The following is a 26,920-nucleotide window of genomic DNA, read 5'->3' on the forward strand; positions in this document are numbered from 1 at the left end:
CCGCGCCCGCACCCTTAGCTGACGGCCCACGACAGCCAGCGGCCATCGCGCCGTTCCAGCCGCAGCTTGTGCGAGAAGCACTCCGACAGCGACTGCGCCGTCAGCACCTCGTCCAGTGCCCCGCACGCCAGCGGCACTCCGTCGCGCAGCAGTAGCCCGTGAGTGAACGACGGGGGGATCTCGTCGGTGTGGTGGGTCACGAGCACGGTCGCCGGCGTGTCGGGGTCCGCGGCCAGCGATTCGAGGCTGGCCACGAGCTGCTCGCGGCCGGCCAGGTCCAGGCCGGCCGTCGGCTCGTCCAGCAGCAGCAGCTCGGGATGGCCCATCAGCGTGCGGGCGAGCTGCACGCGCTGCTGCTCGCCCGATGACAGGGTGGCGAACGCCCGCTCAGCCAGCCGACTGGCACCCACGCGCTCAAGGCACGCCCGGGCGCTCGACCGGTCAGCATCGGCGTAGCTGTGCCACCAGGTCTCCAGTGCCGCGTAGCGCGCTGTCACCACGATGTCGAGGGCGCTGATGTTGGGCCGGAATTGGTCTCGCAGCGACGAGCTCGCAAGGCCGATGCGCCGCCGATGCTCGCGCACATCCACCGCCCCCCAACGCTCGCCGAGCACCTCGACCGTGCCGGTGGTCGGGAAGCGGTACAGCGACAGGACCTTGATGAGGCTCGTCTTGCCCGATCCGTTCGGTCCCAGCACGATCCACCGTTCGTGCGGTGCGATGTCCCAGTCGAGCGGTCCCAGCACGGTGGCGCCGTCGTACACGACCGACACGTTGCGCAGCGAGACGCTCGGGCGTTCGCTCACGGGCGGTCTCGCCCGCCTTCGCTGGCATGGGACACCCAGGTGGCGTACATCTCGGCGTAGCGACCGCCGAGGGCAACGAGCTCGTCGTGGGTGCCCAGCTCCACGACGCCGCCCTCGTCGATCACGGCGATGCGATCCGCCCGCATCGCCGTCGCCAGCCGGTGCGCGATGAGCACCGCCGTGCGGCCTTCCAGCAGCAGGTCCAGCGCACCCTCGATCTCGGCCTCGGTGCTGAGATCGACGCTGGAGGTGGCCTCATCGAGCACGATCACCCGCGGCCGCGCCACGAATGCCCGGGCCAGCGCCAAGAGCTGCCGCTCGCCGGCCGACAGCGACACGCCGCGCTCGTGCACCTGGGTGTCTGCACCCTCGGGCAGGCTGTCGATCAAGCGACGCAGGCCGACCAGGTCGAGCGCCGCGTCGATGTCGGCGTCGAGCTGCGCGTCGCTGTCGCGGCCGGCCTGCCCTGCGCGGTCGCGCAGGCCGAAAGCCACGTTGTCCCGGATCGTGCCGTGGAACAGGAACGGCTCCTGGGGAACGACGCCCAGCTGATTGCGCAGCGACGACAGCGTCACGTCACGCAGGTCCCAGCCGTCGATCGTGATCCGACCCTCAGTCGGGTCGTAGAAACGGATGATCAGCTTCGCGATCGTGCTCTTGCCTGCGCCCGTGGGCCCGACCAACGCGAACGTCTCGCCGGGGCGGATCTCCAGGCTGACCTCGCTCAGCACCTCGGGAGGGTCGTCGTCGAGCAGTTCGCGGCCCTCAGCGATGCCGCTGTCAGAAATGTCCCCGTCAGCAACGCCGCCATCCGCTAGGCCGCTGCGAGAGCTGCCGCCGTGAGCAGGCCCGGCGCCGTTGCCCAGCGCCGGCATCGCCATCGGATCGAACGATGCGTTGACCTCTCTCGCCGGCATCTTCGCGGCAGTAATCGCGCCGTTGGCGTCGCCGTTCCCACTGGTCCCGTCGCCGTCCCCTTCGCCAGCCGCCGCATCGTCGTCATAGGCGAACGACACGTTCTCGAGCCGGATATGACCGCTGACCGGTGGCAGTTCGGCCGCGTCGGGATGCTGGCGCACCGTCGGCTGCGTCGCCAGGACCTGGCTGATCTTGCGGAGACCGGACTGGCCCTGCTGGTAGGTGCTGTAGAGCTGCGCGAGCTGCTGGATCGGGGCGAAGAAGGTCGTGACATACAGCACGAACATGCCCAGCTCCCCGACGGTGAGACTGCCCCGCAGCACCATCGCTCCGCCGATTGCCAGCATCAGCCCCTGTGCGGCAATGCCGATCGCCTCGGTGCTGGGGCCATAGATCGCCTGCACTCTGGACATGGACAGGTTGGCGTCGCGGAAACGAGCGGTCACCTTGCGGTGCCGCACGGCGTTCTCGAGGCGCCGCCCCGTGGCCGCAATCACCCGGATCCCCGCCAGGTTCTCGGACAGGTCGGCGAGCACGTCCGCGATGCGGTCGCGGATCTCGCCGTAGCCCTTCTCGCTGCGTACTCGGAACCACAGCGTCAACCCCACCAGCGGCGGGATGACTCCCACGAGCAGGATCGTCGCCAGCAGCGGGTTGTAGATGAACAGCACCACGGTCACGACGCCGACGGTGAGCACCTGGATCAGCAGGTTCACGAAGCCCTCGTTCATGAGCAGCGCCACGTACTCCATGTCGGAGGTCATCCGGCTGAGCAGCACCCCGGACTTCGATGTCGTGTACCAGTCCAGCGAGAGCCGCTGGTAGTGGCTGAACAGGCGCAGCCGCAGGTCGTGCATGACCTGCTCGGCAATGCGCCCGTTCAGGCGTTGACGCAGCCGGCTGAGCACGATGCTGGCTGCGACGACGCCCACGAAGACCAGCACGACCATGTTGAGCGCGAAGCGGTCGCCTTCCCTGACGCCGCGGTCGACACCTTGTTGAAACAGCACCGGCATCGCCTGCATCGCCGCGGTCTCGGCGCCGAGCAGCAGCAGTGCCACCAAGACACCCCAGCTGTGCGGCACCAGCATGTCCCGGAGGCCGTACGGGCGCGCCCGCCGGGGATCGGCGCGCTCCGCCACGTGGTCGAAATGGATTTCCGGCTCGGGGTGTTCGGGCTCGAGCTCCAGCAGCCGGTTGGCGCCTTCCTGCATCTCGGTCGGGACACCGGCGAACGGCAGTCCCGCCGCCGCGCTCGCCTGCGTCGCGGTCGGCCCCATGTGGCCCGGGCCGCCGACCATCACCATGAGCTGCCGCTCCCGCCTGCGCCGTCGCTTGCGACGCTGAGTGAGTCGTGCTCGTGCGTGTCGCCCCCCGCAGCCAGCACCTTGACATAGCGAGGCTCGGTGGCCATCAGCTCCGCGTGGGTGCCGTCGGCCGCCACCCGCCCGCCGTCCAGCAGGATCACCCGGTCGGCCAGGCTGATTGTGGACAGCCGGTGGGCGATGACGATGGTCGTGCGCTCCGCGAGCAGCTCGGCGAGCGCATCGTGGATCTTCGCCTCGTGCGCCACGTCGATGGAGCTCGTGGCGTCGTCGAGGATCAGCACGGCAGGATCGGCGAGGATCGCCCGTGCGATGGCGATGCGCTGGCGCTGACCGCCTGAGAGGTCGTACCCGCGCTCGCCGACCTCCGTGTCATAGCCGTCGTCGAGCTCGCTGATGAACTCATGGGCCTGCGCGGCGGTGGCGGCGGCGACCACCTCGGACCGGGCGGCATCGGGTCGTGCGTAGGCGATGTTGTCGTGGATGCTGGCCGAGAACAGGAACGGTTCGTCGGGGACGAGGCCGACGGCCCGCCGCAGGCTCTCGCCGGTGAGGTCGTTCACGTCGTAGCCGTCGACGGAGATCGTGCCGCCGCCGAGGCTGTAGAAGCGCATCAGCAGCCGTGCGAGCGTCGACTTGCCGCAGCCGGTTCGCCCGACGATCGCAACCCGCTCGCCGGCGCCGATGCGCAGGTCCAGCCCGTCGAACACCAGCGGCGCGTCGCGATCGGCACTGGCGGTGCCCCTGACGCCTCCGATGGTCTCCGTGCCATAGGCAAAACGCACATCGTCGAATCGCACTTCCATGCCTGCGGACCCACGCGTCGGGCCGCGGCGCTGGGGCAGATCGACGGCGCCGGGACGGTCTGCGACCAGCACCGGCTCATCGAGCAGCTGATAGACGCGTTCGGCAGAGGCCTTGGCCCGCTGGCCGAAGATGAACAGCATCCCGATGAAACGGAACGGCGCCTGCAGGAGCAGGATGTACAGGTAGAAGGACATCAGGTCGCCGACGGAGAGCGAGCCGCCGATGATCAGATGTCCGCCGACCAGCAGCAGCATGGCCTGGGCCATGCGCGGAAGATTCTCGATGACCGGCGTGTAGTGCGCCCTGCTGTTGTGCTGCAGCATGTTGGCCCAGCGCAGCCGTTGGGTCGCCCGGGCCATCTCCTCTACCTGCCGGGCCTCGGCGGCGAAGGCCTTCACGACACGCACGCCGTTCACGCTCTCGTGGGTCACGGTGGCGACCTCTGCGTTGCGCGACTGGATGATCCACGACAGCGGGAACATGATGTGCCGCAGCCGCTGGCCCAGCACGTAGACGGCGGGCATGATCAGCATCGTGATGGCAGTCAGGGGCAGGCTGATCCACGCCATCAGCGAGATGGCCACCACGAAGCTCAGCAATTGGCCCGACACGATCGGCGCAAAGGCCAGGTACATCTGCACCGAGCGGATGTCGGAGTTGGAGCGGGAGATGATCTCGCCGGTGTGCACCCGGTCGTAGAACGCGAACGACAGCCGGCTGAGGTGGGCGAACAGCAGCGTGCGCAGCTGGAACTCGACCCGGTGGCCCATCGAGAAGAGTGAGTTGCGGTAGACGAAGGTGGAGACGCCGCGGGCCACGCCGAGCCCCACGAGGACGATGACCAACGCCCACAGCGAGCCCGAGGTCGCGCCGTCGGGGCCCGGCACAGCGGCATCGACGGCGTAGCCAGCCACTCTTGGGGCAACGGCCCCCGCGCCGGTCGCCACGATGACCGCGATCAGCGCGACGACGATGCGCGCCCGCTGGCGTCGCAGCAGCGGTCCGAGCCGACGGATCCAGCTCAGCGATGGGTCGGCGCGGATCCAATCCCCATGGTGCTCGGGCTGCGCAGCGGACTCCGCGGGCGCAGTTGGTGGGGCTACCCGCATCCCGGCGAGACTACCGGCGCGCCTGCGGGCCGAGCCGGGACGAACCGGTACCGTGGGCGCTGCCACTGGGGCGCTCGGGGGTGCACGGCACCGGCATGACGCTGGGACTCATCGCAGGACTTGGGATTGTCGTCGCGCTCATCGTCTTGAACGGCGTGTACGTGGCTGGCGAATTCTGCTTGCTGGCCGTTGACACCTCGCAGGTCGACGTTCTGGCCGGCCAGGGGCAGCGACGAGCCCGCGGCGTACGGTCGCTGCTGCGGCGGCTCAACTTCCATCTCGCTGGCGCCCAGCTCGGCATCACGCTCACGTCGCTGGTGCTCGGCATCATCGCTGAGGACACCGTCGGCCGGCTGATCGAATGGTCGCTGGGCGGCTGGGGCCCCCCGCTGGCATCAGCCGGGGTGGTCGCCGTGGTGGCGATCGCGCTCGCTGCGGTTGTCCAGATGGTGTTCGGCGAGCTGCTGCCGAAGAACCTGGCCGTGTCGCGGCCGCTGGGAACCTCGCTGGTGCTGGCGCCCGTCCTGCGTCTCTACGGGACCGTCGCTGCGCCGCTCACGCTGCTGTTCAACGGCATCGCCAACGCCACTGTGCGAGGACTCGGCCTCGAGCCCACCGAGGAGCTTCGCATCGTGCGCACCCGCGACGAGCTGGAGTACGTGGTGCGCTCGTCGCGCCAGCGGACGCTCAGCGACGGTCAAGCCGATCTGCTGGTGCGAACGCTGCGCTTGGGTCGCAAGGACGCCGCCGACGCGCTGACGCCGCGTACGTCGATGTCAGCCATCGGCGCTGAAGCGAGGCTCACGGAACTGGTGGAGCTGGCGCGCGCCAGGGGGCATTCGCGCTTCCCGGTTCTGGGAGCGAGTTCGGACGACGTGCTCGGCATCGCAGAGGTTCGCGACGTGTTCAGCATCGATGTGGCCGAGCGCGACGACACGCCGGTCGGGGCGATCATGCGTCCGGTCGTGGTGGTGGCCGAGAGCCGCAAACTCGACGGCGTCCTCGCAGACATGGCCGCGTCGGACTGCCGGCTGTGCGTGGTGGTGGACGAGCACGGCGGCACAGCCGGGATTCTCACGCGGGAGGACATCGCCGAGGAACTCGTGGGCGACATCGCCGATGAGTTCGACGAGCCTGCCCTGCTGACCTCCCGGCGACCGGGACAGCCGGTGACGCTCGCGGGCGCCGCCACGCTCGACGAAGTGGAGGAGGCCGCCGGCCTGGCGGTGCCATCAGGCCCCTACGAGACGCTGGCGGGCTTCGTGCTGGAACGCCTCGGCGAGATCCCCTCGGCGGGCGCCGTCGTGACATGGGACGGCTGGCAGCTCGACGTCACCCATACCGATGGGCTCCGGGTGGCCGAGGTCAGAGTCAGCCCACCGCCCGCGGCCGCCGGTGACAGCGACGGCGACGACGGGGTGGACGGGGTTGACGATCGGGCGGACGACCCATGATGACCACGCTGGCCATTGCCGTGGGCCTGGTGCTCATCGTGTTCAACGGGGCATTCGTCGCGATCGAGTTCGGCCTCATCGGCGCGAAGCGCGCCGCGGTGGACCGTCAGGCAGCGACCGGCAAGCGCTCGGCATCGGCAGCGCAGCGCATGCAGTCCGACGTGCTGACCACGCTCGGGGGAGCGCAGTTGGGCATCACCCTGTGCTCGCTGGCAGTCGGACGCCTCACCGAGCCGGCTATCGCTGGCCTCATCGAGCGGGCGGTGCACGGCATCATCGAGATCCCCGACGCTGCGCTGCACGCCATCGGCTTCGGCATCGGGCTGGGCATCGTGACGGTGCTGCACATGGTGTTCGGCGAGATGGTGCCCAAGAACCTGGCGCTCATCGGGCCCGAGCGCACGCTGCTGGTGCTGGCCCGGCCCATGGCTGCGTACCTCGCCGTCTTCCGTCCGGTCGCCCGGGCGCTGCAGTGGGTGGCGAACGGCTTGACCCGGATGCTGCGTGTCGAGCCGACGACCGAGCTTGCCGACGTGGCGACGCCCGCCGAGCTGACGCTGATGGCGCAAGATTCGCTGGCCGAGGGCCATATCGCGCCGACCGACGTGGCACTGCTGGAGCGAGCCATGCGGTTCGAGGCAACGAAGGTGAGCGAGATCATGGCGCCCGCGGGCGCTGTTGCGGCCGTGCGGCTGGCCGACCCGCTCACCGAGGTCGAGCAGCAATTCGCCCGCACCGGCCATTCACGGCTGGTCGTGCTCGGCGACGGACCCGACGATGTGCGAGGAATGCTGCACAGCAATGATCTGGCGATCTCTGCGGTGCGCGACGCCGGCGACCTCGCCGAAGCTGACCGTCTCGCTGCCGCGCAGCCTGCCGGCCGCGGCCTCGTGCGCCGGATGCTGCGGCTGGGCCCCGACGTGGCGCTCGACAGGGCGCTGCGCCGCATGCAGCGCACACGGATCCACCTTGCCGTCGTCGCCGATGCTGAGCGGCGCACGCTCGGGGTCGTGGCCCTCGACGACCTGCTGCGCAGCCTGATCGGCGATCCCGGCAGTGTCGGCGAGAAAACTGCCGCGACAGGCGGTCCCGGGGGTGGCACACTCGCTTCTGGTTAGGCCCTGCTGGTTAGGCTCCCGCGCTCGTTGCGAGGCCCCGTGCGGCCGAGGACCCACATCATGACTTGGATCGACAAAGCGCTCGACGGCTGCCCCGGGCAGGTTGTGGTCAACGATTCCAAGACGCCCAGCGGCCGAGCGCACGTGGGCTCGCTGCGCGGCGTGCTGATCCACGACGCCTTGGCCCGGGCGGCCCGCGAGCGTGGCCTGGATGCGACGTTCATGTACGGCTGCGACGACATGGACGCAGTCGACGAGATCCCGTTCGGCACCGGCGAGCACTTCGTCGAGCACCTCGGCAAGCCCCTGTGGGCAGCCCCAGCGCCTGAGGGTTTTCGTGGCGATTCGATGGCTGAGGCCTACTTCGGCGAATTCACCGGGAAGTGGTTCGATTCCGCCGACTCGCCGGCCGATGACACACCCGGGCCGTTCGACAAGCTCGGCGTGAACGCCGAGTTCTACCGCATCAGCGACATCTACCGGTCTGGCCGGCTCGACGGCATCATCGATGCGTTCCTGCGAGCCGCGGCCGACGTGAGGCAGATCTACCTCAGGCTCAGCGGAGCCGAGCGTGCCGACGACTGGCTGCCGTTCCAGCCCATCTGCGAGCAGTGCGGCCGCATCGGCACCACGTATGCGACTGACTACGACGGCGAGACCGTGGCGTATGAGTGCCGGGCCGACCTCGTGGCCTGGGCGACCGGCTGCGGACACCGGGGCCGCATCAGCCCGTTCGGCGGCAACGGCAAGCTGCCGTGGAAGCTGGAGTGGGCCGCCAAGTGGAAGCTCTTCGGGGTCTCGATCGAAGGCGCCGGCAAGGACCACATGGCTGCCAGCGGCTCGCACGAGGTGTCCTCTGCGCTGGCGCGCCAAGTGCTGCAGTGCCCGGTGCCGGTGCCGGTTCCGTACGAGTTCTTCACGCTCGGCGGCGCCAAGATGAGCTCGTCACGGGGCATCGGCATGACATCGTCGGACCTGGTCGAGCTGCTGCCGCCCGAATTGCTGCGCTATGTCGTGCTTCGAACCCAGCCGCGCCGAGCCATCGACTTCGCGCTTGACGTGCCCGGCCTCACCAAAGCGTTCGTCGAGTACGAGCGGCTCTGGCGATCCGCAGCGAGTGCGGAACCGCGCCCCAACGATGCTCAGCTCTACTCGATCTCACGCTCGACGGCGAGGGCGGACGTGCCGCCGGCGCCCGAGTTCAGCCCGCCCTTCGACTCCGTGCTGAGCCTGTCTCAGCAGCCGCACATGCAGCTCGACGACCACATCGCGTCGCTCGGCGTCCAGCTCACTGAGGCGGAGTCGGCGTGGCTGGATGACAAGGCTGAAGCGGCGAAGCAGCTGATGGACACCCGACCCGATCTCGCGGGCACGTTTGCAATGCTCGATGCGACCGAGGCGATCCGGCAACGCGATGAGCTGAGCGACCGTCAGATCGCCTTCCTTGATGAGCTTGCGCGCCGGCTCGAAGCGCTGGAGCCATGGAGCGCCCGGGCCATACAGGACGAGATATTCGAATCAGCACGCGGCGTCGAGATCGACCCCAAGGATGATGCAGCGTTGGTCTTCGAGGCGCTCTACAAGGTGCTCTTCGGTTCCGAAACTGGACCGCGAGCCGGCAGCTATCTCGAATTCCTCGGCCGTCACGAGACACTCCAGCGATTGGGCTGATCGGCGTTAGGCGCCCATTGCGTGGTAACCGCCGTCCACGTGCACGATCTCTCCGGTGGTGCCGCCGAACCAGTCCGACATCAATGCCAGGGTGCTGCGAGCCACTGCCTCGCTGTCGGTGATGTCCCAGCCCAGTGGCGCCCGTTCGGTCCATGCATCTTCGAATTCGGCAAAGCCGGGAATCGACTTGGCAGCCATCGTGCGAATGGGTCCCGCCGAGATCAGGTTCACCCGGATGCCCTGCGGTCCCAGCGACTTGGCCAAGTAGCGCGCCGCTGATTCGAACGCCGCCTTGGCCACGCCCATCCAGTCGTAGACCGGCCACGCCACACTGGCATCGAACGTGAGCCCGACCACTGCGCCCTCGGCATCCGCCAGCAACGGCGCCATCGGCGACGTCAGCGCAGCGAGGCTGTAAGCGGAGATGTTCAGCGCCGTGGCGACATCCTCCCAGGGGGCATGGAGGAAGTTGCCACCGAGACAGCTTGCGGGCGCGAAGCCGATGGCGTGCAGCAGGCCGTCGAGCCGACCCCAGCGTTGCTCCAGATCGGCTCGTACCGCCTCGATCTCGTCGGGCAGGGTTACGTCGCACGGCAGGACATCGGGCGGGTCGGGCAGCCGCCGGGCCGCTCGTTCGGTAAGCCGGATGCCCCTGCCGGCGCCGGTGAGCACTACCTCGGCGCCGTGCTCCTGCGCCAAGCGGGCCACGTTGAACGCCAGCGAGGCATCGGTCAGCACGCCGGTGATGAGGAACTTCTTGCCTTCCACGATTCCGCTGCCCGCCACGCTCTCGCCTCCGCTGGGTGTCTGGGCGCTGCCGCGTACAGCACCGTTCTTCGCCGGACGCTACCGCTGCGCCACGCGCCACTTGGGTGCCGCTGCCGGCGGGAGTGCACGTGATCCGGCGCGCCGAGGCCGAGCCACCGGGCGAGACGCCGGCCGGTCACATTGCTGCCGAGCGCGCTCGGCCGTACCGTGACTGCCGTGCCAGCAGATGCAACCCCCAATGGGGCCGTGGACGGGGTCGCAGCAGCGGGTCCCGCAGGCGGCGCCGAACCCACCCGGATCGGCATCATCGGCGGCACCGGTCCCGCCGGCGCCGCATTGGCAGCCCGGCTGGCCGACATCGGCTGTGAGGTCACGCTGGGCTCGCGTTCGAAGTATCGGTCGATGGAGGTGGTGGACAACATCGTGGATCGCTGGCCCGACCGCCAGCTGCGCATCCATCCTGGCGCCAACAGCCTTGCTGCAGCCGAGCCCACAGTGGTGATCGCGACGCCCTGGGATGCGGCGGCCATCACGGCACGGGACGTGGCCGAGCAGCTGCGCGGCAAGGTGGTGGCAACCATGTCCAACGCGCTGGCCCGCGTCGACGACGAGTTCGTGCCGCTCATCCCGCCGAGAGGCTCCGTGGCTGCGTCGGTGCAGGCCACCCTGCCCGACTCGCGGGTTGCGGCTGCCCTCCAGCACGTGCCTGCGACCGAGCTGGGCAATCTCGACGAGCCGGTGCACGGCGACATCCTCATCTGCAGTGACCATCGCGAGGCCACCTGGCACATCGCCGAGATCGTGGATCGCATGCCCGGCGCACGGGCGCTCGACTGCGGCAACCTGTCCAACGCCACCGCCATCGAAGCGTTCACTGCTGTGCTGATGCAGCTCAACACCCGGTACCGCACCCGGGTCGCGCTCCGCCTCGTGGGGCTGGATCACGTGCCGATCAGCGTGCTGGGCGGCGGGCCGAGCGGCACCGAAGCCGCCCAACCGGCCGCTGAGACCGTCCCCGACTGATCCGATGTGCCGGGCTCTGCAAGCAGAGCGATGAAGCTGTACGAAACCCAGCGGCGAGCCGTCGTGCCGCTCGACGCGCAACCGGGAAGCACCGTGCGGATGTACGTGTGCGGCATCACGCCGTACGACGCCACCCACGTCGGTCACGCTGCCACGTTTCTGGCCTATGACGTGCTCCAGCGCCGATTGCGGGACCTGGGATGCCGCACCCGTTGCGTTCGCAACATCACCGACGTCGACGACGATCTGCTGGCGCGGGCGCGTGCCGTGGGCGTGCACTACCTGGACTTGGCTGCCGGGTCGCTCGCGGCGTTCGACGCGGACATGTCGGCGCTGGGCCTGCTGCCCGCCGACGTCGAGCCCCGAGCGACATCGGCCATCACCGAGATCCGGCGGCTGATCGGGCGTCTGCTGCGAAGCGGCCACGCCTATCGCACCAGCGAGAACGTGTACTTCGACACTTCTGCGGCGCAGAGCTTCGGCAGGCTGTGCGGCCTCGATGCCGCCGAGATGGTGAATCTGGCGCGCCGCCGCGGCGGGCGGCCCGACGACCCGAACAAGCGCAACCCGCTCGACTTCGTGCTCTGGCAGCGCTCGGCGCCAAGCGAGCCTGAGTGGTCCTCCGCATGGGGCTTCGGCCGCCCTGGATGGCACGTGGAGTGTGCGGCACTGGCGCTGGCGCATCTCGGCGAGACGGTCGATGTGCACGGCGGGGGCAGCGATCTCGTGTTCCCGCATCACGAGTGCTCACGGGCGCAGTCGGAGGCCGCGACCGGGCGGCCGTTCGTGCGCCACTGGATGCATACGTCGATGGTGCGCCACCACGGCGCCAAGATGGCCAAGTCGGCGGGCAACCTTGTCTTTGTGGCCGATCTGCGCAAGCAGTGGGAACCCATGGCGGTGCGGCTGGCGCTGCTGGGCGCTCACTACCGCGCCGATTGGGATTGGACCGAGCGCCGGCTGGTAGATGCGGCCCAGCGCCTGGAGCGCTGGCGAGTCGCGGGCCGCGGGGACGGCGCTTTGGCACGCGTGCGAGAGCGGCTCGACGACGACCTGGATGCACCGGGCGCCCTGGCCGAGATTGACGCCGCCGCAGATGCCGGCGAGCCGGTCAGTGACGCAGCGGCCCTGCTGGGGGTCGTGTTGTAGGCTTCTGCGCAGGAGGACCGGCCCGCTGTGTCGCTTGGCAGAGCCAGCGGGCCAGTCCCTCCGGCACCCTACGATTCCCGCCGCAGTCGGCCCCTGTCGATTTTGCCGTGCTGACCAGAGGGCAGCAGGCTCGCTGTGAGAGCGCCGGTAGCGTTGGCCCCGATGGCCGAGCCCGAAGAACTCGGTGAGGTGCGCGACGAGCTGCCAGCCGATCTGGATCGGGGCTTCGTCGGCGCCTACAAGTTCCCCGACAATTCCCGCAGGCGCATCACCGGCGCGCTGTGTTTCGCAGCGGGCGTCTGGGCCGCGACAGCGGCGCTGGCTGCCGACACCGACGCCGTGCTCCTCAATCAGGGCGTGGTGGCGGGCGGAGTGCTGCTCGCGTTGTTCGGGCTCTACCAATTTGCCGCAGGCCGCCGATTTGCGGTCAATGAGAACGAGGCGCTGGTGGCCGCCGTCGCCGACGTCGGTTTCGCGGTCGGTCATGCCAGCGCCCAGCTCGGCTGGCGCGGTTGGATGAGCCGCCCGACCTGGCGGGTGCTCGTCTACTCGGCGGAGGATCCGCCCAAGCGGCGGGGCTTGGTGCTGGTGGACGCCTTGAACGGCGCGGTGCTTGAGAAGTGGCTGGAGGACAATCCCGAGACCTGGATCTCCACGTCGCCCGACGACGAGGGCTGACCATGTTCGACGGCAAGTTCCGCAAGGGCGTCGACAGTGTCACGGCGCCGATCGGGCGCGGCCTTGCGGCGATCGGCCTGAGCGCAGATGTGCTCACCGGGCTCGGGCTTGTCATGTCCGCCGCCAGTGCGGTGGCCATCGGCGCCGGCCGGCTCGTGCTGGGAACCGTGTTCCTGGTGATCACGGCGCTGTCCGACCTCCTTGACGGTCCGGTCGCAGCAGCCCGGGGAACCTCGTCGAGCCGGGGTGCTTTCTTCGACTCGACGGCCGACCGGGTCACCGACGGTTTGCTGCTCGGCGGCATCGCCTGGTACCTCGCCGGCGAGCACGGCGCCCAGTGGGCAGTGCTGCCCATGGCAGTGCTCGGCGTCAGCGCCGTGATCTCCTACGAGCGGGCCAAGGCCGAGCTGCTGGGCTTCGAGGCCAAGGGCGGGCTGATGGAGCGCGCCGAGCGGACGGTGGTGCTCGCCGTGGCGGTTGCCTTCGAAGTGCTGCTCATCCCGCTGCTCTGGGTGCTGCTGGCGCTGTCTGTGGTAACTGCGGTGATGCGCTTCGTGAAGGTGTGGCGCCAGGCCAGCGCACGTATGTCGCAGTGAACGCGGTGCCATTCCTGGAGCGCGTGCGCGACAGGGTTCGCGGGCTGGGAAGCCGCGACAGGGTTCGCCGGCTGGGAGGCCGGGACAGGGCTCGCCGGCTGAGAGGCCGGGACAGGGCCATAGTGATCGGGTACAAGGCGGGAGCGTCAGCCGCCCGCTTGGCGCCGCTGTGGCTCACCGAACGAGCGGCCAAGCTGGCCGGCCCGGCACTCGCCCGGCTGATGCCGGCCAAGGCAGCGATGGTGCAGCGGCATCAGGCCAGAGCGCAGCGTTGGACCGCAGACTCGCCGCAAGATCTCCGTCGGGCCACCGCGGCTGCGTTCAGCTCCTATGCCCGCTATTGGCTCGAATCGTTCAGCCTGCCGGCGCTGAGCGAACTCACCCTGGACCAGGGCATCGACGTTCCGGCCTATCACCATGTGGAGGAAGCCCTCGAACGCGGCAACGGCGTCATCTTGGCGCTGCCGCACTTAGGGGGCTGGGAGTGGGCCGGGTTCTGGATGGCGACGGTCAATCGACTGCCGATCACCGTGGTGGTGGAACCGCTCGATCCGCCGGAGCTGTTCGAGTGGTTCGCCGATTTCCGTGAACGACTGGGCATGCGGGTGGTGCCGCTGGGGCCGAATGCCGGACGCGAGGTGCTCGGCGCACTGCGCCGCAACGAGATCGTCTGCCTGCTCTGCGACCGCGATCTCACCAGCGACGGCATCGAGGTGACCTTCGGAGACGAGCGAACCACCTTGCCGGCGGGCCCAGCAATGCTGGCGCTGCGATCAGGCGCCGCTCTGCTGCCGACTGCCGTGTACTTCCGCCCCCGGGGCAGGCACTTGGGCACGGTTCGGCCGCCGATCGATGTCACGCGGCGCGGGCGCCTGCGCGACGACGTGACCGCGGTCACCCAGCGGCTCGCCGACGAGCTCGTGACGCTGATCGCCGCAGAACCGCATCAGTGGCATCTCTTCGGCCCCAATTGGCCATCAGATCGAACCGCCGGCGCCGGCGGCGGGACTGAGGCGCCATAGCAGCGAGCCCCGATTGGGCTTGTTGCGGCATCTGTGCCGCGCCTAGCGTCGCGTTGGACAGTGGGAGGGGCCGAGTGCGAATCGGGATCATCTCGCCGTACAGCCTGACCAGCGCCGGCGGTGTCCAAGTGCAGGTGCTGGGCTTGGCCCGTGCGCTGGCCGCCAACGGTCACGAGACCAGGGTGCTGGCGCCCTGCGACGGCGCCCCGCCCCAGACCGGTGTCACCCCGCTCGGCGCGAGCATCCCCACGTTCGCGAACGGTTCAGTCGCCCCGATCGCCCCCGACTTCGCCTGCACGCTGCGCACCGTGCGGGCACTGCGCGACGAGGAGTTCGACGTTCTGCACCTGCACGAGCCGCTGTGTCCGGGGCCGACGCAGACGGCGCTGTTCCTGCGCTCTGCGCCCATCGTGGGGACGTGGCACGCAGCGGGCGGCAGTCTTGCGTATCTCGTGCCGGGAACGCGGTGGCTGGCGTCACGGATCGACGTCCGGGCCGCAGTCTCGGCCGATGCCGCCGAGATGGCGCGCAATGGCGTCGGCGGCGACTACGAACTCGTCTTCAACGGCGTCGAGCTCGACCACTTCGATAACGCAGTTCCCAAGCGCAACGAAGCGCCCACCATCGCCTACATCGGCCGCCACGAACCGCGCAAGGGCCTCACGGTGCTGCTCGAGGCCATGTCACGGCTGCCTGAAGGCGTCCGGCTGTGGGTGATGTCGCGCGGCCCGCAGACCGAGGAGCTGCAGCGCAGGTACCAGCGCGACACGCGCATCGAATGGCTGGGCCGGGTCAGCGAGGCAGAGAAGCTGGCGCGCATCAAGGGTGCCGACGTGCTGTGCGTTCCGTCGCTGCACGGCGAGAGCTTCGGCGTGGTGCTGCTGGAGGCGATGGCGGCACGCACGCCGGTGGTCGCGAGCGACCTGCCCGGCTACCGCAACGTGGCCCGCATCGGGGACGAGGCAGACCTGGTGCCGCCGGGTGATGCAGGGGCGCTGGCCACAGCACTCCTGCGCGTGCTGCAGCGCCCCGATCATGCAGCCGAGCTCGTCGCCGCCGGGCGCCAGCGCGCCGAGCAGTTCTCCATGGGCCGGTTGGCCGAGATCTACCTCGACATGTACGAGCGAGCGATCGTCACGCGCTGAGCTTGTCGACCTTCTCGGCAATGCCCACCAGCAGCTCGGTGTGGCCTGTCAGCGTCTCGGCGACTTCGCGCTGCGACTTCTCGATGTCGCGCTGCGACTTCTCGATGTCGCGCTGCGATTTCTCGACCCGCTGCAGTGCGGCCCTCTGGACCTCGAACGTTGCGTCGAGTGCTTCTCCGGCTGACGGCAGTGATTCGGGAACATCTTCGGGGACGTCGTCATCTGCCATGGCAACACGGTACTGCGGCGCGTGTCCTGCGGCGAAATTGTTATCTGAGTCATCTTCTGGCGAGAAGACGTGTTGCGGGGCATTGGTCCCGGTTGAATGCAGCGGTGGATCCGCTGTTCGCCATCTACCGCAGCCGAGCTGACAAGCTGGTTGCCGAGCTGTGGGCGGTCCATCTCGTCGCCGGAACGGTCGCGGGTCTGCTCTGCGCGCTGTTCACCTCGCTGCGATGGTGGGCGATGCCGATTGCGCTGGTCGGTGCATGCGGGCTCGCCCTGTTCTGGCTGGGCATCGGTGAGCGCCGCTTGAGGTCTGTGATGGATCCCGCAGGCTCGACGCAGTGCAATCCCGCTGACGAGCCCCGGCTGGCGAACATCGTCGAAGGCATGTGCCTGCTCGTCGGCGTGGAGCGGCCGACGCTCGTCGTCCACCCGGCAGCGGCCGCGAACGCGATGGCATTCGGCCGACGGCCAGAGCGCTCCACTCTCGTCGTCACCCAAGGCCTGCTCGAGGCGCTGAATCGCATCGAGCTGGAAGCCGTCGTCGCGCGCCTGCTGACGCAGATTCGTGACGGGCGGGCCGCGTACCTGACCACAGCCGTAACGACGGTCGGGCTGCCGGCGCTGCTATGGCCTGCGGTGTGGCCGCTGGTGCAGGCTCGCACCGAGCGCGAGGCCAGTACCGGCAGCGACTTCGACGATGACGCCGAAGCCGTGCGGCTGACCCGCTACCCGCCCGGTCTTGCCGATGCGCTCGAGACGATGTCGGCGACCGGCGTGCGAACCGATGCACCGCGGGTGACCTGGCCGCTGTGGCTGGCTGATCCGAGGGCTGACGCGGCCGTTGACCCCGCCGGCCTGCCCGACTACCGGGCCGACCTTGAGACACGGGTCGCGGTGCTGCGCGAATTCTGAGCACGGCGGGCAAATCCCCGGGGCAGCACTGGGACCGTTCCCTACACTGAGCGCATGAACTCAGGTGACGGAGCGTCTCATCTGGTCGGAACGGTGCGGGTCAAGCGCGGGCTTGCCGACATGCTCCGGGGCGGCGTCATCATGGATGTCGTCACGCCCGAGCAGGCCAAGATCGCGGAGGATGCCGGGGCGGTCGCCGTCATGGCGCTCGAACGCGTGCCGGCCGACATTCGCCGCGACGGCGGTGTGGCCCGCATGAGCGACCCGGCGATGATCGAGGGCATCCAGGCGGCCGTGACGATTCCGGTCATGGCCAAGGCCCGGATCGGCCACTTCGGCGAGGCCCAGGTACTCGAATCCCTCGATGTCGACTACATCGACGAGTCCGAGGTGCTGACCCCCGCAGACGAGGCACATCACATCGACAAGTGGGCGTTCACGGTGCCGTTCGTGTGCGGCGCCACCAACCTGGGCGAGGCGCTGAGGCGCATCTCCGAGGGTGCTTGCATGATTCGCTCCAAGGGCGAGGCCGGCACCGGCAACATCGTCGAGGCGGTGCGTCACCTGCGGGCAATCACCGGCGATATCCGCAAGATCACCCAAGCCGATGCCGCCGAGCTGTTCGACTGGGCCAAGCAGCTGCAATCGCCGCTCGGGCTGGTGCAGGAGATTGCCGAGACCGGGCGCCTGCCGGTGCCGTTGTTCTGCGCCGGCGGCATCGCGACACCGGCCGACGCGTCGCTGGTGATGCAGCTGGGCGCCGAGGCAGTGTTCGTCGGCTCGGGCATCTTCAAGAGCGAAGACCCGGGGCCGAGGGCCGAGGCGATCGTCGAGGCCACCACGCACTACCGCGATCCGTCGGTGGTGGCCAAGGTCAGCCGGGGCCTCGGAAGCGCCATGCCGGGTCTCGAGATGGAAGGCCTCGAAACCAAGCTCGCCGAACGCGGCTGGTAAGAGACTGAGCCGCATGGCGAAGCCGTGGCCCGAGCGGCCCGTGAGCCCAATCGCATGGGAAACCGGGAACAAGGGCAGGAGATAATGGCGGCGCGCAAGAGCGCCACAGCAAGCGACAGCCTGCCGCTGATCGGCGTTGTCGCGCTGCAGGGAGCTGCCGCCGAGCACGTTGCCGCCTTCCGGCGCGTCGGGGCCAGAGCACTCGAAGTCCGCGTGCCCGCAGATCTCGACGGTGTAGATGCTGTGGCGCTTCCCGGCGGGGAGTCGACCACCATGTCGCACCTGCTCGGCACGAGCGGGCTTTTCGATGCGCTGTCAAACCGCCTGGCCGGTGGCATGCCGGCATTCGGCACCTGCGCTGGCATGATCCTGCTCGCCACCGAGGTGTTGGACGGACGCCCGGATCAGCGCTGCTTCGGCGCTATCGACATCTCGGTGCGCCGCAATGCGTTCGGCCGACAGGTCGCCAGCTTTGAGGCGGAACTCGCGACCGACGGCCTCGATGAGCCCTTCAGGGCGGTGTTCATACGAGCACCGTGGGTGGAGCGCGCCGGGGATGGCGTCGAGGTGCTCGCGGAGATCAGGCCCACCTCCAACTCCTCGACCGACGGCGCACGGTCATCGGTTCCGGTGTTGTGCCGGTCGGGACCGATCCTGGTGTCGAGCTTCCATCCCGAGCTGACGGCGGACGACCGCATCCATCGCATGTTCCTCGACATGGTCGGTTCCCGTCATACCGATTGATCCCAAGGTGGCGCGCTTGTAGCTGGGGTCAGAGGCATCCGGTGGGGCGGACTGCGGAACGGCCGGCGTCGTCGGTGTGGACAGCGTGCTCAGCGCCGTGGACGGTGAACGAGAGCCGCCAGCCAGGAGTCTGCACTTGCGCGTACGCGTAGCCGGGCTGTTGGCAGCCCAGGGAAGCGTCGCTCCAAGCAACTTTCTCGGCGCTGTGCAGGATCACGTCGAGCCTGTGGGCCTTCAGTTCGGTCGCCAGCAGTTCGATGGCAACGTCGACGGCGCTGTTCGGGGCTGTCGTCGTGGGCTGCGATGGTTCAAGCGAGACGCCGTTTGCCCACAAGGCGAACAGCCACAGCAGCAGGCTCAGCGGCATGGTCCAAGTCTGACGGTCTGCGCGAGCCAGCCTGTCAGACGGTCGCTTCTCAGGCGGTCGACTCCGAGTCCAGCGAGCCACCAGGGCCGAGGGCTTGGAGAATGTTCTCCATCACGGCGTTCCACGTTGCTACCCCCCCCCCCCCCCCCCTTCGGTCGCACTGACTCCAAGGTGTGCGCGCCGAGTCCGAAGGCTTGGCAGAACGAGACGATGGACTTCGTCGTGAGCGCCTCATCGATCAGACCTCGTTGTTTGGCCTCGTCGACGATGGCTGCAACAGCACAGGCGTCGAATCCGTTGCCGCCGACTGTTGCATTGCACAGTCGCTGTCCGATCTCCTCGACCAGGGCCCGGTTGTCACCGGCAACGTGTTCAGTGTCTTGCGCGCGAGATATCACATATGAAGAATAGTCTTCACTCGTCTTCAATATGCCTTTTTCATCACATGCAACGTCAGGGTGTGAGGAACGGTACCCGTCGGATGCCGCGCGCGGTCCGACGCCCCAGATGAGCCCCGAATTCTGCGACGGCCAGCTGCCGAGCTACTGAGTGGTCCCGGGCGGCGCCCAACTGTTCACGACGCGCCGGATCAGCTCGTCCCACTGGTCGGCGTCCTCGCTGGAGATGCGGTCCTCCGACATCGAGAGCGCAAGCTGCATGCCGATGCTGAGCGCCTGGCAGCACAGCACCACGAGCTCGGTGCTCAGGGACTCATCGAGAATCCCGGCCGCCTTGCCTTCGGTGACCAGCCTCGAGAGCGCATCAGCCTCAGTGTCGAAGGCCTCCGCGATGTTCGCTCTCATCGCCGAGTCGCGCCTCGCGATGACGCACGCCTCCAGGAACAGGGCTCGGGCGTCGTCGTCATCGGACCTCAGCTGGTCGGCCCCGAGCGAGGCCGCAATCTGGCCGAGCGGCGATTCGCCCGCACTGTCGCCCGCCAGGCGCTGCGACACGGCATGTTGGACGGCGCCCAGGAAGCACTCGCGCTTGTCCCGCCAGCGGGAGTAGATGGCACCGGTCGACAGCCCGCTGCGCCGAGCGATCTCGGAGACTTTGGCGGCCTCAAAGCCGCGATCGCTGAACTCGGCCACGGCCGCGTCGAGCAGTCGCCTGCGCAGGTCGGCGGTGCGGCGGGCCCTCTTGCCGACCTCAGGCGCTTCGCTGGCCTCAGGCGCAGTCCCATCAGGCATGCGCTAGCAACGGTAGCGCGCAGCCTCCTGCGTAGTTAGGTCACCCCCAGCGGCGCGCCATTTGGTCCCGCAGCAATCTTGGCCCGCAATACTTGTCGGGTCGCGAGGACATCGACGTAGCACTGAGCGAGAGTGCGCCTAGGTCCGAGATCAGAGCTGGTGTGGTGCAGTCCAGGTCTCGATGAGACTGGACTGCAGTGGCATTTCGAGCTCGTGGCAAAAGACTGCGTGGACGACGTCGATGCCCGTTGCCGAAGGACTGCGGATGGCGCGATAGCCAGCGTCATGAGCGGCTTGCCCGATCTGTTGAGTGGGCCGGAAATCGTTGCGGATGAGGTCGCTATGGGCGAGCGACAGATGTTGCAGCGTTTCTGGGTCAGTCAGGTCGAGCACAGCGATGGGTTCAACCGTCGAGACTTCCCACAGCTCGCGGGGCAGCAGGTCTGCGATGCGCAGACCCTGCTGAGTTGCCTGACGGGTCAGTTCTGCCACGGTGCATTCTCGAGTTGAGCACAAGTACACCGTTGGGAAGCTCCCCGGTGCGTTGTAGCGCCCGCCGTTAAGCAGAGCACCCTGACCGCTGCTCGGGTCGAATCCGGGTGCTTGATTGCGGAAGCCGTTGACATCCGCGAGTCGTCTCGGAGCGCGCTCCACCAAGCCATGGACTGCACCAGTCATCTCAGGTGGTGACGCCTTCGGCGAGCGCCAACAGCAGTCCGATCACCTGCTTGTACTCGCCCTGCGCGATCAGGTCCAGGGGCTTCTCGTAGCCGAGGTCACTGTTGGGCGAGCGCAGCCACAGCCTCACGGCGTCGCGTTGGATGACTCTGCAGGCGAGATCGACCACGCTGCGCAACTCCAGAATCCTGTTCTCGGCTTCGCGCTGTGGCACAGTCCCATCTGTTCGCCACCTTGTCACGCTTCGCGGATTGGAATCGCTCACGAATGCGAGGTCAACGGTGTCCACGACCTCGCTGTCGCAGAGTTCATCAAGCAGAGGAGCGATTGCAGACATCGTTCGTCTCCGATCCAGCCGGCAACAATATGACGTTCGTATGTCACAGTATATGTCGATGTGATGTCGTCTAGATGTCGGACTCGTCGACCTCGAGCGTCTCTACGAGGGCGACTGAATCGGCGCTGCGGTTGCCGCGCCGTCGGGCCAGCGAGGCCGCTGCACCCATCGGACGAACAGCGCCGCATTTGCGGGTGTGCAGCCGGATGTGCTGCAGGCATGTCATGTCTGTCCATTAGAGTAGTCTTATGTACAGAGCGGACAGGATATTCTGACGTGGCAACGCCATCGCAGAGAGACGATCTGGCCCAAGCCGGTCGGCAGGTGGCTGAGCGGCTCGTCGACTTGACACCGTGGCTTCAGGGCTGGGGGTTGGTACCTGTTCGCCGCGATGCCGATGCGACGGGCAAGGGCGGCATCGACGACGTGCTCGTCGACGATCGCCACTACCGCTGCCCAAGCACGGAGACGCTCATTCTCAACGCCCAGCGGGTGCGTCTCGCCAGGCAAGAGCTGCTCGACATGGGCTCGCTGTCCACCAAGGATCTCGCAGCGGCACGCGACTGCTCGCTGAACACTGTCCACAAGCAGATCCAGCGCGCATGCAAGCGTGACGAGCTGATTGCCGTCACCGTCTCAGGCGAAGTCCGCGTCCCGGCGGTGCTGCTCGACGATGCGCTCGACGTGCGCCCGGCCTGGCAGCCCGTCATCTCGGTGCTCAAAGAAGCCAGATTGAGCGACTGGGCGATCTGGGGATGGATTGCGCGACCGAATGCCGGTTTGTCCGGGCAGGTCGCAGCGGACGTGATCGATGCTGACCCAGAGCGTGTGTACGCCGCTGCTCATCGCCGGATGGTGCAAGCCACTTCATGACCTGCCCAGATCCTCGGACGTGCCCGGTGGATCAGTCGCGCCCCCGATACCCGAGGTCGGCCGTCATCACCGCTGGGAGGGTCTGGTACAACGTCTCGCGCCATCGGGACACTCTCAACAGTTCGGGCCGGGGGGACAGCCGGTTCAGTCCGCTGACGCGCGGTGACGGACAGGTGATCCCGCATGTGTACCTGGCACAGAATCACCTTGGCGCGCTGCTCGAGAGTGCCGTGGGTGACACGTGGGGTGCACAGAACAGCGTGCAGCGGTCCGATCTGGAAGGGTTGTCGCTGCGAGCGGTCGCGTGCCGGACGCCGGTACGCGTTGTCGACCTGAGAGACGACCAGCTCGAGCACTACGGAATGACTCGGGAACAGATCGTCGCCGCCCCCTCCGAGCACTACTCATGTACCCGTGCTTGGGCCCTCAGACGCTCCCGGCTGAACCTAGGAGGCCATGCCACCGCCGGGTTCATCTGGAATTCCCGGCAGGCAGAGATCGCCGCCGATCACGCAGAGGCCGCGCTGCGTGTCCTGCTGACCGTCTCGGAGCAAACGGGCCACGTCGCGGTGGTGTACGACCATGGGGGCGTCGGGAAGGGACTGTTCGAGTCGAGCGTCATCTATGCCGATCTCAGCCAAGGCGCAGGGCTCGCGTTCGTGAGAGACGTCGCCACCGCGGTCGGGCTGTTCGTCGAAGACTGAAGCCTCGCGGAAGCGGTCGGCCAGCTCCACCGTCTCACCCTCGGCGAAGGTCAGCGTCGGCAGCTGCTGCCAGCGAGCCGAAACTCGCTTGAGCCGCCGCAGGACCAGTCAGGACGGCGCCCGAGTGACGACCCGCGCCTCGTGCACGATGACCCCGACGGGCGGTGTCGTTGAGTAATCCTCGACGTGATCGACGACGCACCGGACGCGCAGATCGACGGTGGGGCACATTGACGTTGGCATGACGTCTTCGTGGTAAACCCAATTCGGATCGTTTGGGTTGCCTCCCGGGACGGGTAGCGCGGACACAACATTTATTCCCCGATCCCAATAAAGTCCGACAAGACTCCAATCGGTGTTGGGTGGCGTGCCAGACAACAAGTGTGCAGAGCGAAGTCGGTTGTTCATAGCGGTCTGCCGGCTTGCGGCAATGGCCGGGTCAGGATCATTGAGGTAGTTCAAGAGAGCGGTCAAGTAGGCACCTGCAGGTTCCATGTTGACGATTGTGTTCATAGACCATGCGCTTGCTGCGTGTAGCTCGAAATAGCCTGAACGCGTCGGCACCCAGCGACACCAGATCACATCGCTGAACCGGTCATTTGCTGTGCGTATGCCGAACGCACAGTATTCCTCGTCAGTGAGGGCCTGATTGCGCGCGTCTTGGTCGCTGGATGTCATTCTCGTGTCGTGCCACCATTGGATTCCGCGCGCTTCGGTTCTCAGTCGCCGCTGCTGTTCAGTTAAAGCGCACCACCACCGTAGAGAATCTGGCCCAAAGAGGTCGAGTATCGTTGCAGCTTCGCCTGTGACAATGATTCCTGTTGGACCACAGTCTGGGTTGTTGTCCTCAAAGACAGGTCCGTGATCAGGCCATAACTCTCGCGCGATTACGCGGAATGTGGGGCCGTTTCGGGCCACGCACCCAGAGTTGCCGACCGCGCTGTCGAGGTCGGCGTATGAGGTCGATGCATCTGGGCGCTTCCAAGTCTGTATGTACCATTGAGCATCTACCGCATTGTCAAACCTAGTGTAGCTAAGGGATGTCTTCCACGTAATCGGTGATTCAGTGGCAGAGAATGACCTCTTGTAGTCGGGATACTGTGAAGGCCTGCTGATTGTGTCGGTTGGATTGGGGCCATATATCTCTTGTAGGCCAAGGTCATTGATTGTGACTATGACAGCGCTATTGACAACCGCTCGATCGGAAACATGGGTTGGCGACCAAGTGATCCTGCCGCTTGGGGGATCAGCACATTCACCGGCATCGGTTTTGTTTCGATGAGCATTTGCCCTGTCGTTGCTCTCAGGGAGAGTCTCACGGAACCATTGCCCATCGCGCTGAACCACACTGCCTTGGGGCGATCCGGGAATGGCATCCCACTTGGACTCAGGAGGGCACTCGCGCGGGATTGTCTCAAAAGGCAATGCGGTGCATGGCTCGCACCCCTCGGAACGCACATAATCTGCAGGCACGACATCGATGTGAGCTGGCCGCCAGTGCATCCAGGTGACTCGATGTTCGAGGTATGCCGCCTCGTAGGCGCGACAACGAACCGTATAGGCTATGGAGTTGCAACCACCTCCACCGCTAGCGCGCTTCAAGCAGAGAGCTTCGACATATTGTGTGCAATCGCTCGGACTACTACTGCTGGCCCCGTGGCACTCCTGCCTGAGCCAATTCGTGCTATAGCGGCACCAGTAGTCGTTGGCCGGCATGCCCAGCGTTGCAATGGGCACACTGCTCAATGCCACGGTCGGCGCCGTAGCAATGGCTCGATTACCTCTGTTGTCGTTCACGGGCGTACCGGTCGCGTAGGTGGATGCGCAAGTCACGCTTGAGGCGTTATCGACGAAGTCGTCGTCTACATAGAGTTCGCATAGCTCGACGGTCAAGGAAGCGGGCGCAGGGTTGCATGCGTCGCGACTGCCGGTGCCAGTTGTGCGCCGGGCGCAAGTGTTGAATTCGTTGAGCGGCACATCGTCTTGCTGTGCGCATTCCCACGTCCGACGTTGAATGCCTCTGCATGTTTGGGTTGCGACCAATTGCAGTCCCGCCGGGCACGCAATCGGGTGCAAGAGACGACAATGGTACAGACCTGATAGCGGTGGATCTTCGTATGTTTCGCGGACAAAACCGTCTTCCGACGTGCAGTTGGTGTAGAGAGGATCTGTATCCGGAACTCTGAGCTCACAAAAGTGGGAGTATCTCGGAAGACCAATGTCGGGGTAGGCGACATTGCGGGCTGGGAAGCGAGTGATGGTGTCAGGCAGCGGGGACGACAGTCTCATGAATTGTTGCGAGCCTGGCTGCAATGGATCCTCCGGGCACGCTGGCAGCTCGAGTTCACATTCGCTCGCAGTGTTGTAGTCCGGATCTCCCGTTCTCGGCGACCAGAAGTCGGGCGTATCAACACAGGTACTGGGGACACCCTGGACTAGCCGCAGGGGCGCCACCTGGGCGGCGGCGGCGGGGGTGCCGAGTTCGGAGACAGGGGCTGGCAGTTCGGGGACCGCTAGTAGGGACAGTTGCAGTGCAATGACCACGAGCGCGCACGTGAGGGTTTTTCGAAGGCCCCGGCGCCAGGGGCGCCTGGGGGGCGTCATTGGCGGGGCCATTGCTTTGGGCAGTCGGGCTCGCCTGCGGCGGGCGGTGCGTTGCAGATGGTCTCGGCGGTGATCTGCTGGCCGTCGTGCTGCCAGATCTGGCCTTCATTGAGCCAGGTGTCGACGGTGTCCTGCCACTGAGCCAGCCATGGCTCCCAGCCAGCACAGCCGGGGGATTCCCGGTGCTCGACGTCGAACACCCGATATGACGTGTCAGCGACGCGATCCTCGTGGCCGCGCGAGACACGCAGCAGGTAGGCCCCCAGATACGTGGGCTCGACGGGGGAGTGGGCCTCACCCGTCTCTGAGTCTGTCGAGGCGGCAGCTGCCTGGGGGCCGACGCACGCCACCGCGAGCGCTGCCGACGGACCTACTGCGACGAGTGTCACCTCGCTCGGGTAGGACGCGCCCAGGCTGGCGGGCTGATCTGATTCGAGCGCTGTCTGCAGTAACTCCAAGGCGGCGGTGCGTGCCGGGCCCACTGAGCCCACCGCTACGCAGAGCTGCGCGAGGGGCGTGGGGTCGGCCAGCGCCCGCGACACCAGGTGCTCGTAACGCATCACGCCCAGCGCCGCCATGACCGGCACCTCCCCGTAGAGCGAGATGTCAATGCCGCCTGTGGGCTCAGCGATGCCGTCGAGCTCCCAGGCAGTGCCGCAGGTCTCCGGCGGGAAGGCGCCGTCGAACTCCTGCGTCCACACCGGGAAATACCGCGCACGCAGCTGACCGAGCGGCGTCTGCGGGTCGGCGTCCGGGTCGAGCGGTGGGCGATGGTCCGCCTGGGGCGGCAGTACCTCCACCACCGGCCGGCCACTGTCACCAGCCAGACTCGATGGCTGCACCCCGGCGTCTGCATCGGCCAGCGTCGCGTCATCGCCGCCAACCAGCGAGCAGGCGGCCACCGCCGACATCAGCATCACCGCCGGAACGAGCCGCCACCCATGCCGTTTCAGTTCCGCTGATCTCCGAAGCGCACCGCTGCCTCCATCGAGTCGAAGCGGCGCAGCACCTCCGACTCGACGGCACGCACCGCCGGATCGTCGGGCCGCCGAGGTCGCTGCAAGTTCACCGGGATGTCGTCGAACACCACGCCGCCGGGGCGCAGCATCAGGATGCGGTCGGCCAGCTCCACTGCCTCGCCCACGTCGTGGGTCACGAACAGCGCCGTCTTGCGGGTGTGCAGCCAGATGCGCTGCAGGTAGTCGCGCAGCGACCGTCCGGTCAGCGCGTCCATGTGGCTGAACGGCTCGTCCATCAGCAGCACGTCGGGGTTCACCAGGAACGCCCGCGCAATGCCCACACGCTGCTGCATGCCCGCGGAGAGCTGCGCCGGGTACAGGTGCGCGACCTCGCTGAGGCCCACCATGGATAGGTAGAACTCGGCCTCGCGCTTGGACCGGTCCGACTTGCGGTTCTGGACGTACAGCATGTTGTCGAGCACGCTGCGCCACGGCAGCAGGCGCGGCTCTTGGAACACGTAGCCGACCTGTGCCGGCACGCCGTCCTGCACGACCCGCACCGCGCCCGCAGTCGGCTCCTCGACGCCGGCCACGATGTTGAGCAGCGTCGTCTTGCCGCTGCCCGACGGGCCCAGCACCGCCACGAACACGTTGCCGGTCACCGACATGGACACGCCGCCCAGCGCCTGCACCTGCTGGGGGTACGTCGGCGTCGGGGGGTACACCTTGGTGAGATTCTCGATCAGGATGGTGGCCATCTCGTCCTTCCTCCGTCAGAGGC

The 26,920-nt window shown here is 67.4% G+C and carries 26 protein-coding genes; 14 read left to right on the forward strand and 12 right to left on the reverse strand.

Annotation, left to right across the window (positions count from 1 at the left end):
* Positions 1-14 precede the first annotated feature (14 nt).
* The 3 genes from ACOGI5_RS09905 to ACOGI5_RS09915 are packed head-to-tail and all read right to left on the reverse strand — an operon-like array spanning position 15 to position 4,965.
* Complete coding sequence (locus tag ACOGI5_RS09905) at positions 15-806, reverse strand: ABC transporter ATP-binding protein (protein WP_419864254.1); 792 nt, start codon at positions 804-806, stop codon at positions 15-17.
* Positions 803-3,031 (reverse strand): ABC transporter ATP-binding protein, encoded by a 2,229-nt coding sequence (locus ACOGI5_RS09910; protein ID WP_419864255.1) that lies wholly within the window; start codon positions 3,029-3,031, stop codon positions 803-805. The genes ACOGI5_RS09905 and ACOGI5_RS09910 overlap by 4 nt, the downstream gene beginning before the upstream one ends.
* A complete protein-coding gene (locus ACOGI5_RS09915; protein WP_419864256.1) occupies positions 3,025-4,965 on the reverse strand; it encodes an ABC transporter ATP-binding protein in 1,941 nt (646 codons plus the stop codon). Before ACOGI5_RS09915 ends, ACOGI5_RS09910 begins: the two co-directional genes overlap by 7 nt.
* 95 nt (positions 4,966-5,060) lie before the next feature.
* Here ACOGI5_RS09915 and ACOGI5_RS09920 point away from each other — a divergent pair, with 95 nt between their 5' ends.
* From ACOGI5_RS09920 to lysS, 3 genes are read left to right on the forward strand one after another with little or no spacing between them, the layout of a single operon-like run.
* Complete coding sequence (locus ACOGI5_RS09920; protein ID WP_419864257.1) at positions 5,061-6,419, forward strand: hemolysin family protein; 1,359 nt, start codon at positions 5,061-5,063, stop codon at positions 6,417-6,419.
* Positions 6,416-7,537 (forward strand): hemolysin family protein, encoded by a 1,122-nt coding sequence (locus ACOGI5_RS09925; RefSeq protein WP_419864258.1) that lies wholly within the window; start codon positions 6,416-6,418, stop codon positions 7,535-7,537. Before ACOGI5_RS09920 ends, ACOGI5_RS09925 begins: the two co-directional genes overlap by 4 nt.
* A 60-nt stretch (positions 7,538-7,597) precedes the next feature.
* Entirely contained in the window at positions 7,598-9,208 is a 1,611-nt protein-coding gene (gene lysS, locus ACOGI5_RS09930) for a lysine--tRNA ligase (protein WP_419864259.1), read from the forward strand.
* A 6-nt stretch (positions 9,209-9,214) separates the two neighbouring features.
* Here lysS and fabI read toward each other — a convergent pair whose 3' ends face one another.
* On the reverse strand, positions 9,215-9,994 hold the full coding sequence (fabI, locus tag ACOGI5_RS09935; protein ID WP_419864260.1) for an enoyl-ACP reductase FabI: 780 nt from the start codon (positions 9,992-9,994) through the stop codon (positions 9,215-9,217).
* A 198-nt stretch (positions 9,995-10,192) separates the two neighbouring features.
* Here fabI and npdG point away from each other — a divergent pair, with 198 nt between their 5' ends.
* The 6 genes from npdG to ACOGI5_RS09965 all read left to right on the forward strand — a co-directional run bounded on the left by npdG (position 10,193) and on the right by ACOGI5_RS09965 (position 15,589).
* The gene (gene npdG, locus ACOGI5_RS09940; RefSeq protein ID WP_419864261.1) at positions 10,193-10,999 is read left to right on the forward strand and encodes an NADPH-dependent F420 reductase; all 807 of its coding nucleotides are present in this window, start codon (positions 10,193-10,195) and stop codon (positions 10,997-10,999) included.
* 30 nt (positions 11,000-11,029) lie between these two features.
* On the forward strand, positions 11,030-12,148 hold the full coding sequence (locus tag ACOGI5_RS09945; protein ID WP_419864262.1) for a cysteine--tRNA ligase: 1,119 nt from the start codon (positions 11,030-11,032) through the stop codon (positions 12,146-12,148).
* A 162-nt stretch (positions 12,149-12,310) separates the two neighbouring features.
* The gene (locus ACOGI5_RS09950; protein WP_419864263.1) at positions 12,311-12,826 is read left to right on the forward strand and encodes a hypothetical protein; all 516 of its coding nucleotides are present in this window, start codon (positions 12,311-12,313) and stop codon (positions 12,824-12,826) included.
* A 2-nt stretch (positions 12,827-12,828) separates the two neighbouring features.
* Positions 12,829-13,422 (forward strand): CDP-alcohol phosphatidyltransferase family protein, encoded by a 594-nt coding sequence (locus ACOGI5_RS09955; RefSeq protein ID WP_419864264.1) that lies wholly within the window; start codon positions 12,829-12,831, stop codon positions 13,420-13,422.
* 23 nt (positions 13,423-13,445) lie between these two features.
* The gene (locus ACOGI5_RS09960; RefSeq protein ID WP_419865468.1) at positions 13,446-14,444 is read left to right on the forward strand and encodes a phosphatidylinositol mannoside acyltransferase; all 999 of its coding nucleotides are present in this window, start codon (positions 13,446-13,448) and stop codon (positions 14,442-14,444) included.
* Positions 14,445-14,518: 74 nt separating this feature from the next.
* Positions 14,519-15,589, forward strand: a complete 1,071-nt coding sequence (locus tag ACOGI5_RS09965) for a glycosyltransferase family 4 protein (RefSeq protein WP_419864265.1) — start codon at positions 14,519-14,521, stop codon at positions 15,587-15,589.
* Here ACOGI5_RS09965 and ACOGI5_RS09970 read toward each other — a convergent pair.
* The gene (locus tag ACOGI5_RS09970; protein ID WP_419864266.1) at positions 15,579-15,818 is read right to left on the reverse strand and encodes a hypothetical protein; all 240 of its coding nucleotides are present in this window, start codon (positions 15,816-15,818) and stop codon (positions 15,579-15,581) included. The genes ACOGI5_RS09965 and ACOGI5_RS09970 overlap by 11 nt on opposite strands.
* A 104-nt stretch (positions 15,819-15,922) precedes the next feature.
* Here ACOGI5_RS09970 and ACOGI5_RS09975 point away from each other — a divergent pair, with 104 nt between their 5' ends.
* The 3 genes from ACOGI5_RS09975 (at position 15,923) to pdxT (ending at position 18,427) form a co-directional block, all read left to right on the forward strand.
* Positions 15,923-16,729 carry a hypothetical protein gene (locus tag ACOGI5_RS09975; protein WP_419864267.1) on the forward strand — a complete coding sequence of 269 codons (807 nt, stop codon included), beginning with the start codon at positions 15,923-15,925 and terminating at the stop codon, positions 16,727-16,729.
* Positions 16,730-16,783: 54 nt separating this feature from the next.
* Positions 16,784-17,683, forward strand: coding sequence for a pyridoxal 5'-phosphate synthase lyase subunit PdxS (gene pdxS, locus ACOGI5_RS09980; RefSeq protein WP_419864268.1), 900 nt, complete (start codon positions 16,784-16,786; stop codon positions 17,681-17,683).
* A gap of 84 nt (positions 17,684-17,767) precedes the next feature.
* Positions 17,768-18,427 carry a pyridoxal 5'-phosphate synthase glutaminase subunit PdxT gene (gene pdxT / locus ACOGI5_RS09985; protein WP_419864269.1) on the forward strand — a complete coding sequence of 220 codons (660 nt, stop codon included), beginning with the start codon at positions 17,768-17,770 and terminating at the stop codon, positions 18,425-18,427.
* Between the two features lie 28 nt (positions 18,428-18,455).
* Here the strand turns inward: pdxT and ACOGI5_RS09990 are convergent, their stop codons facing one another.
* The 5 genes from ACOGI5_RS09990 to ACOGI5_RS10010 form a co-directional block, all read right to left on the reverse strand.
* Positions 18,456-18,794, reverse strand: a complete 339-nt coding sequence (locus tag ACOGI5_RS09990; RefSeq protein ID WP_419864270.1) for a hypothetical protein — start codon at positions 18,792-18,794, stop codon at positions 18,456-18,458.
* Between the two features lie 542 nt (positions 18,795-19,336).
* Complete coding sequence (locus tag ACOGI5_RS09995) at positions 19,337-19,984, reverse strand: TetR/AcrR family transcriptional regulator (protein WP_419864271.1); 648 nt, start codon at positions 19,982-19,984, stop codon at positions 19,337-19,339.
* 150 nt (positions 19,985-20,134) lie between these two features.
* Positions 20,135-20,662: an RES family NAD+ phosphorylase gene (locus ACOGI5_RS10000; RefSeq protein ID WP_419864272.1), complete on the reverse strand. Its 528-nt coding sequence runs from the start codon at positions 20,660-20,662 to the stop codon at positions 20,135-20,137.
* 1 nt (position 20,663) lies between these two features.
* Complete coding sequence (locus ACOGI5_RS10005) at positions 20,664-20,876, reverse strand: antitoxin Xre/MbcA/ParS toxin-binding domain-containing protein (protein WP_419864273.1); 213 nt, start codon at positions 20,874-20,876, stop codon at positions 20,664-20,666.
* A 193-nt stretch (positions 20,877-21,069) separates the two neighbouring features.
* Positions 21,070-21,225 (reverse strand): hypothetical protein, encoded by a 156-nt coding sequence (locus tag ACOGI5_RS10010; protein ID WP_419864274.1) that lies wholly within the window; start codon positions 21,223-21,225, stop codon positions 21,070-21,072.
* A gap of 50 nt (positions 21,226-21,275) precedes the next feature.
* On the opposite strand from ACOGI5_RS10010, the gene ACOGI5_RS10015 reads away from it, so the two are divergent.
* A complete protein-coding gene (locus ACOGI5_RS10015) occupies positions 21,276-21,872 on the forward strand; it encodes a hypothetical protein (protein WP_419864275.1) in 597 nt (198 codons plus the stop codon).
* A 173-nt stretch (positions 21,873-22,045) separates the two neighbouring features.
* Complete coding sequence (locus tag ACOGI5_RS10020; RefSeq protein ID WP_419864276.1) at positions 22,046-22,576, forward strand: hypothetical protein; 531 nt, start codon at positions 22,046-22,048, stop codon at positions 22,574-22,576.
* Positions 22,577-25,176: 2,600 nt separating this feature from the next.
* Here the strand turns inward: ACOGI5_RS10020 and ACOGI5_RS10025 are convergent.
* Positions 25,177-26,091 (reverse strand): hypothetical protein, encoded by a 915-nt coding sequence (locus tag ACOGI5_RS10025; protein ID WP_419864277.1) that lies wholly within the window; start codon positions 26,089-26,091, stop codon positions 25,177-25,179.
* A 38-nt stretch (positions 26,092-26,129) separates the two neighbouring features.
* Positions 26,130-26,897: an ABC transporter ATP-binding protein gene (locus tag ACOGI5_RS10030; RefSeq protein WP_419864278.1), complete on the reverse strand. Its 768-nt coding sequence runs from the start codon at positions 26,895-26,897 to the stop codon at positions 26,130-26,132.
* Positions 26,898-26,920 lie beyond the last annotated feature (23 nt).

Source organism: Candidatus Poriferisodalis sp. (genome assembly GCF_965208925.1).
In the GTDB taxonomy this organism is placed as follows: Bacteria; Actinomycetota; Acidimicrobiia; order Acidimicrobiales; family Poriferisodalaceae; genus Poriferisodalis.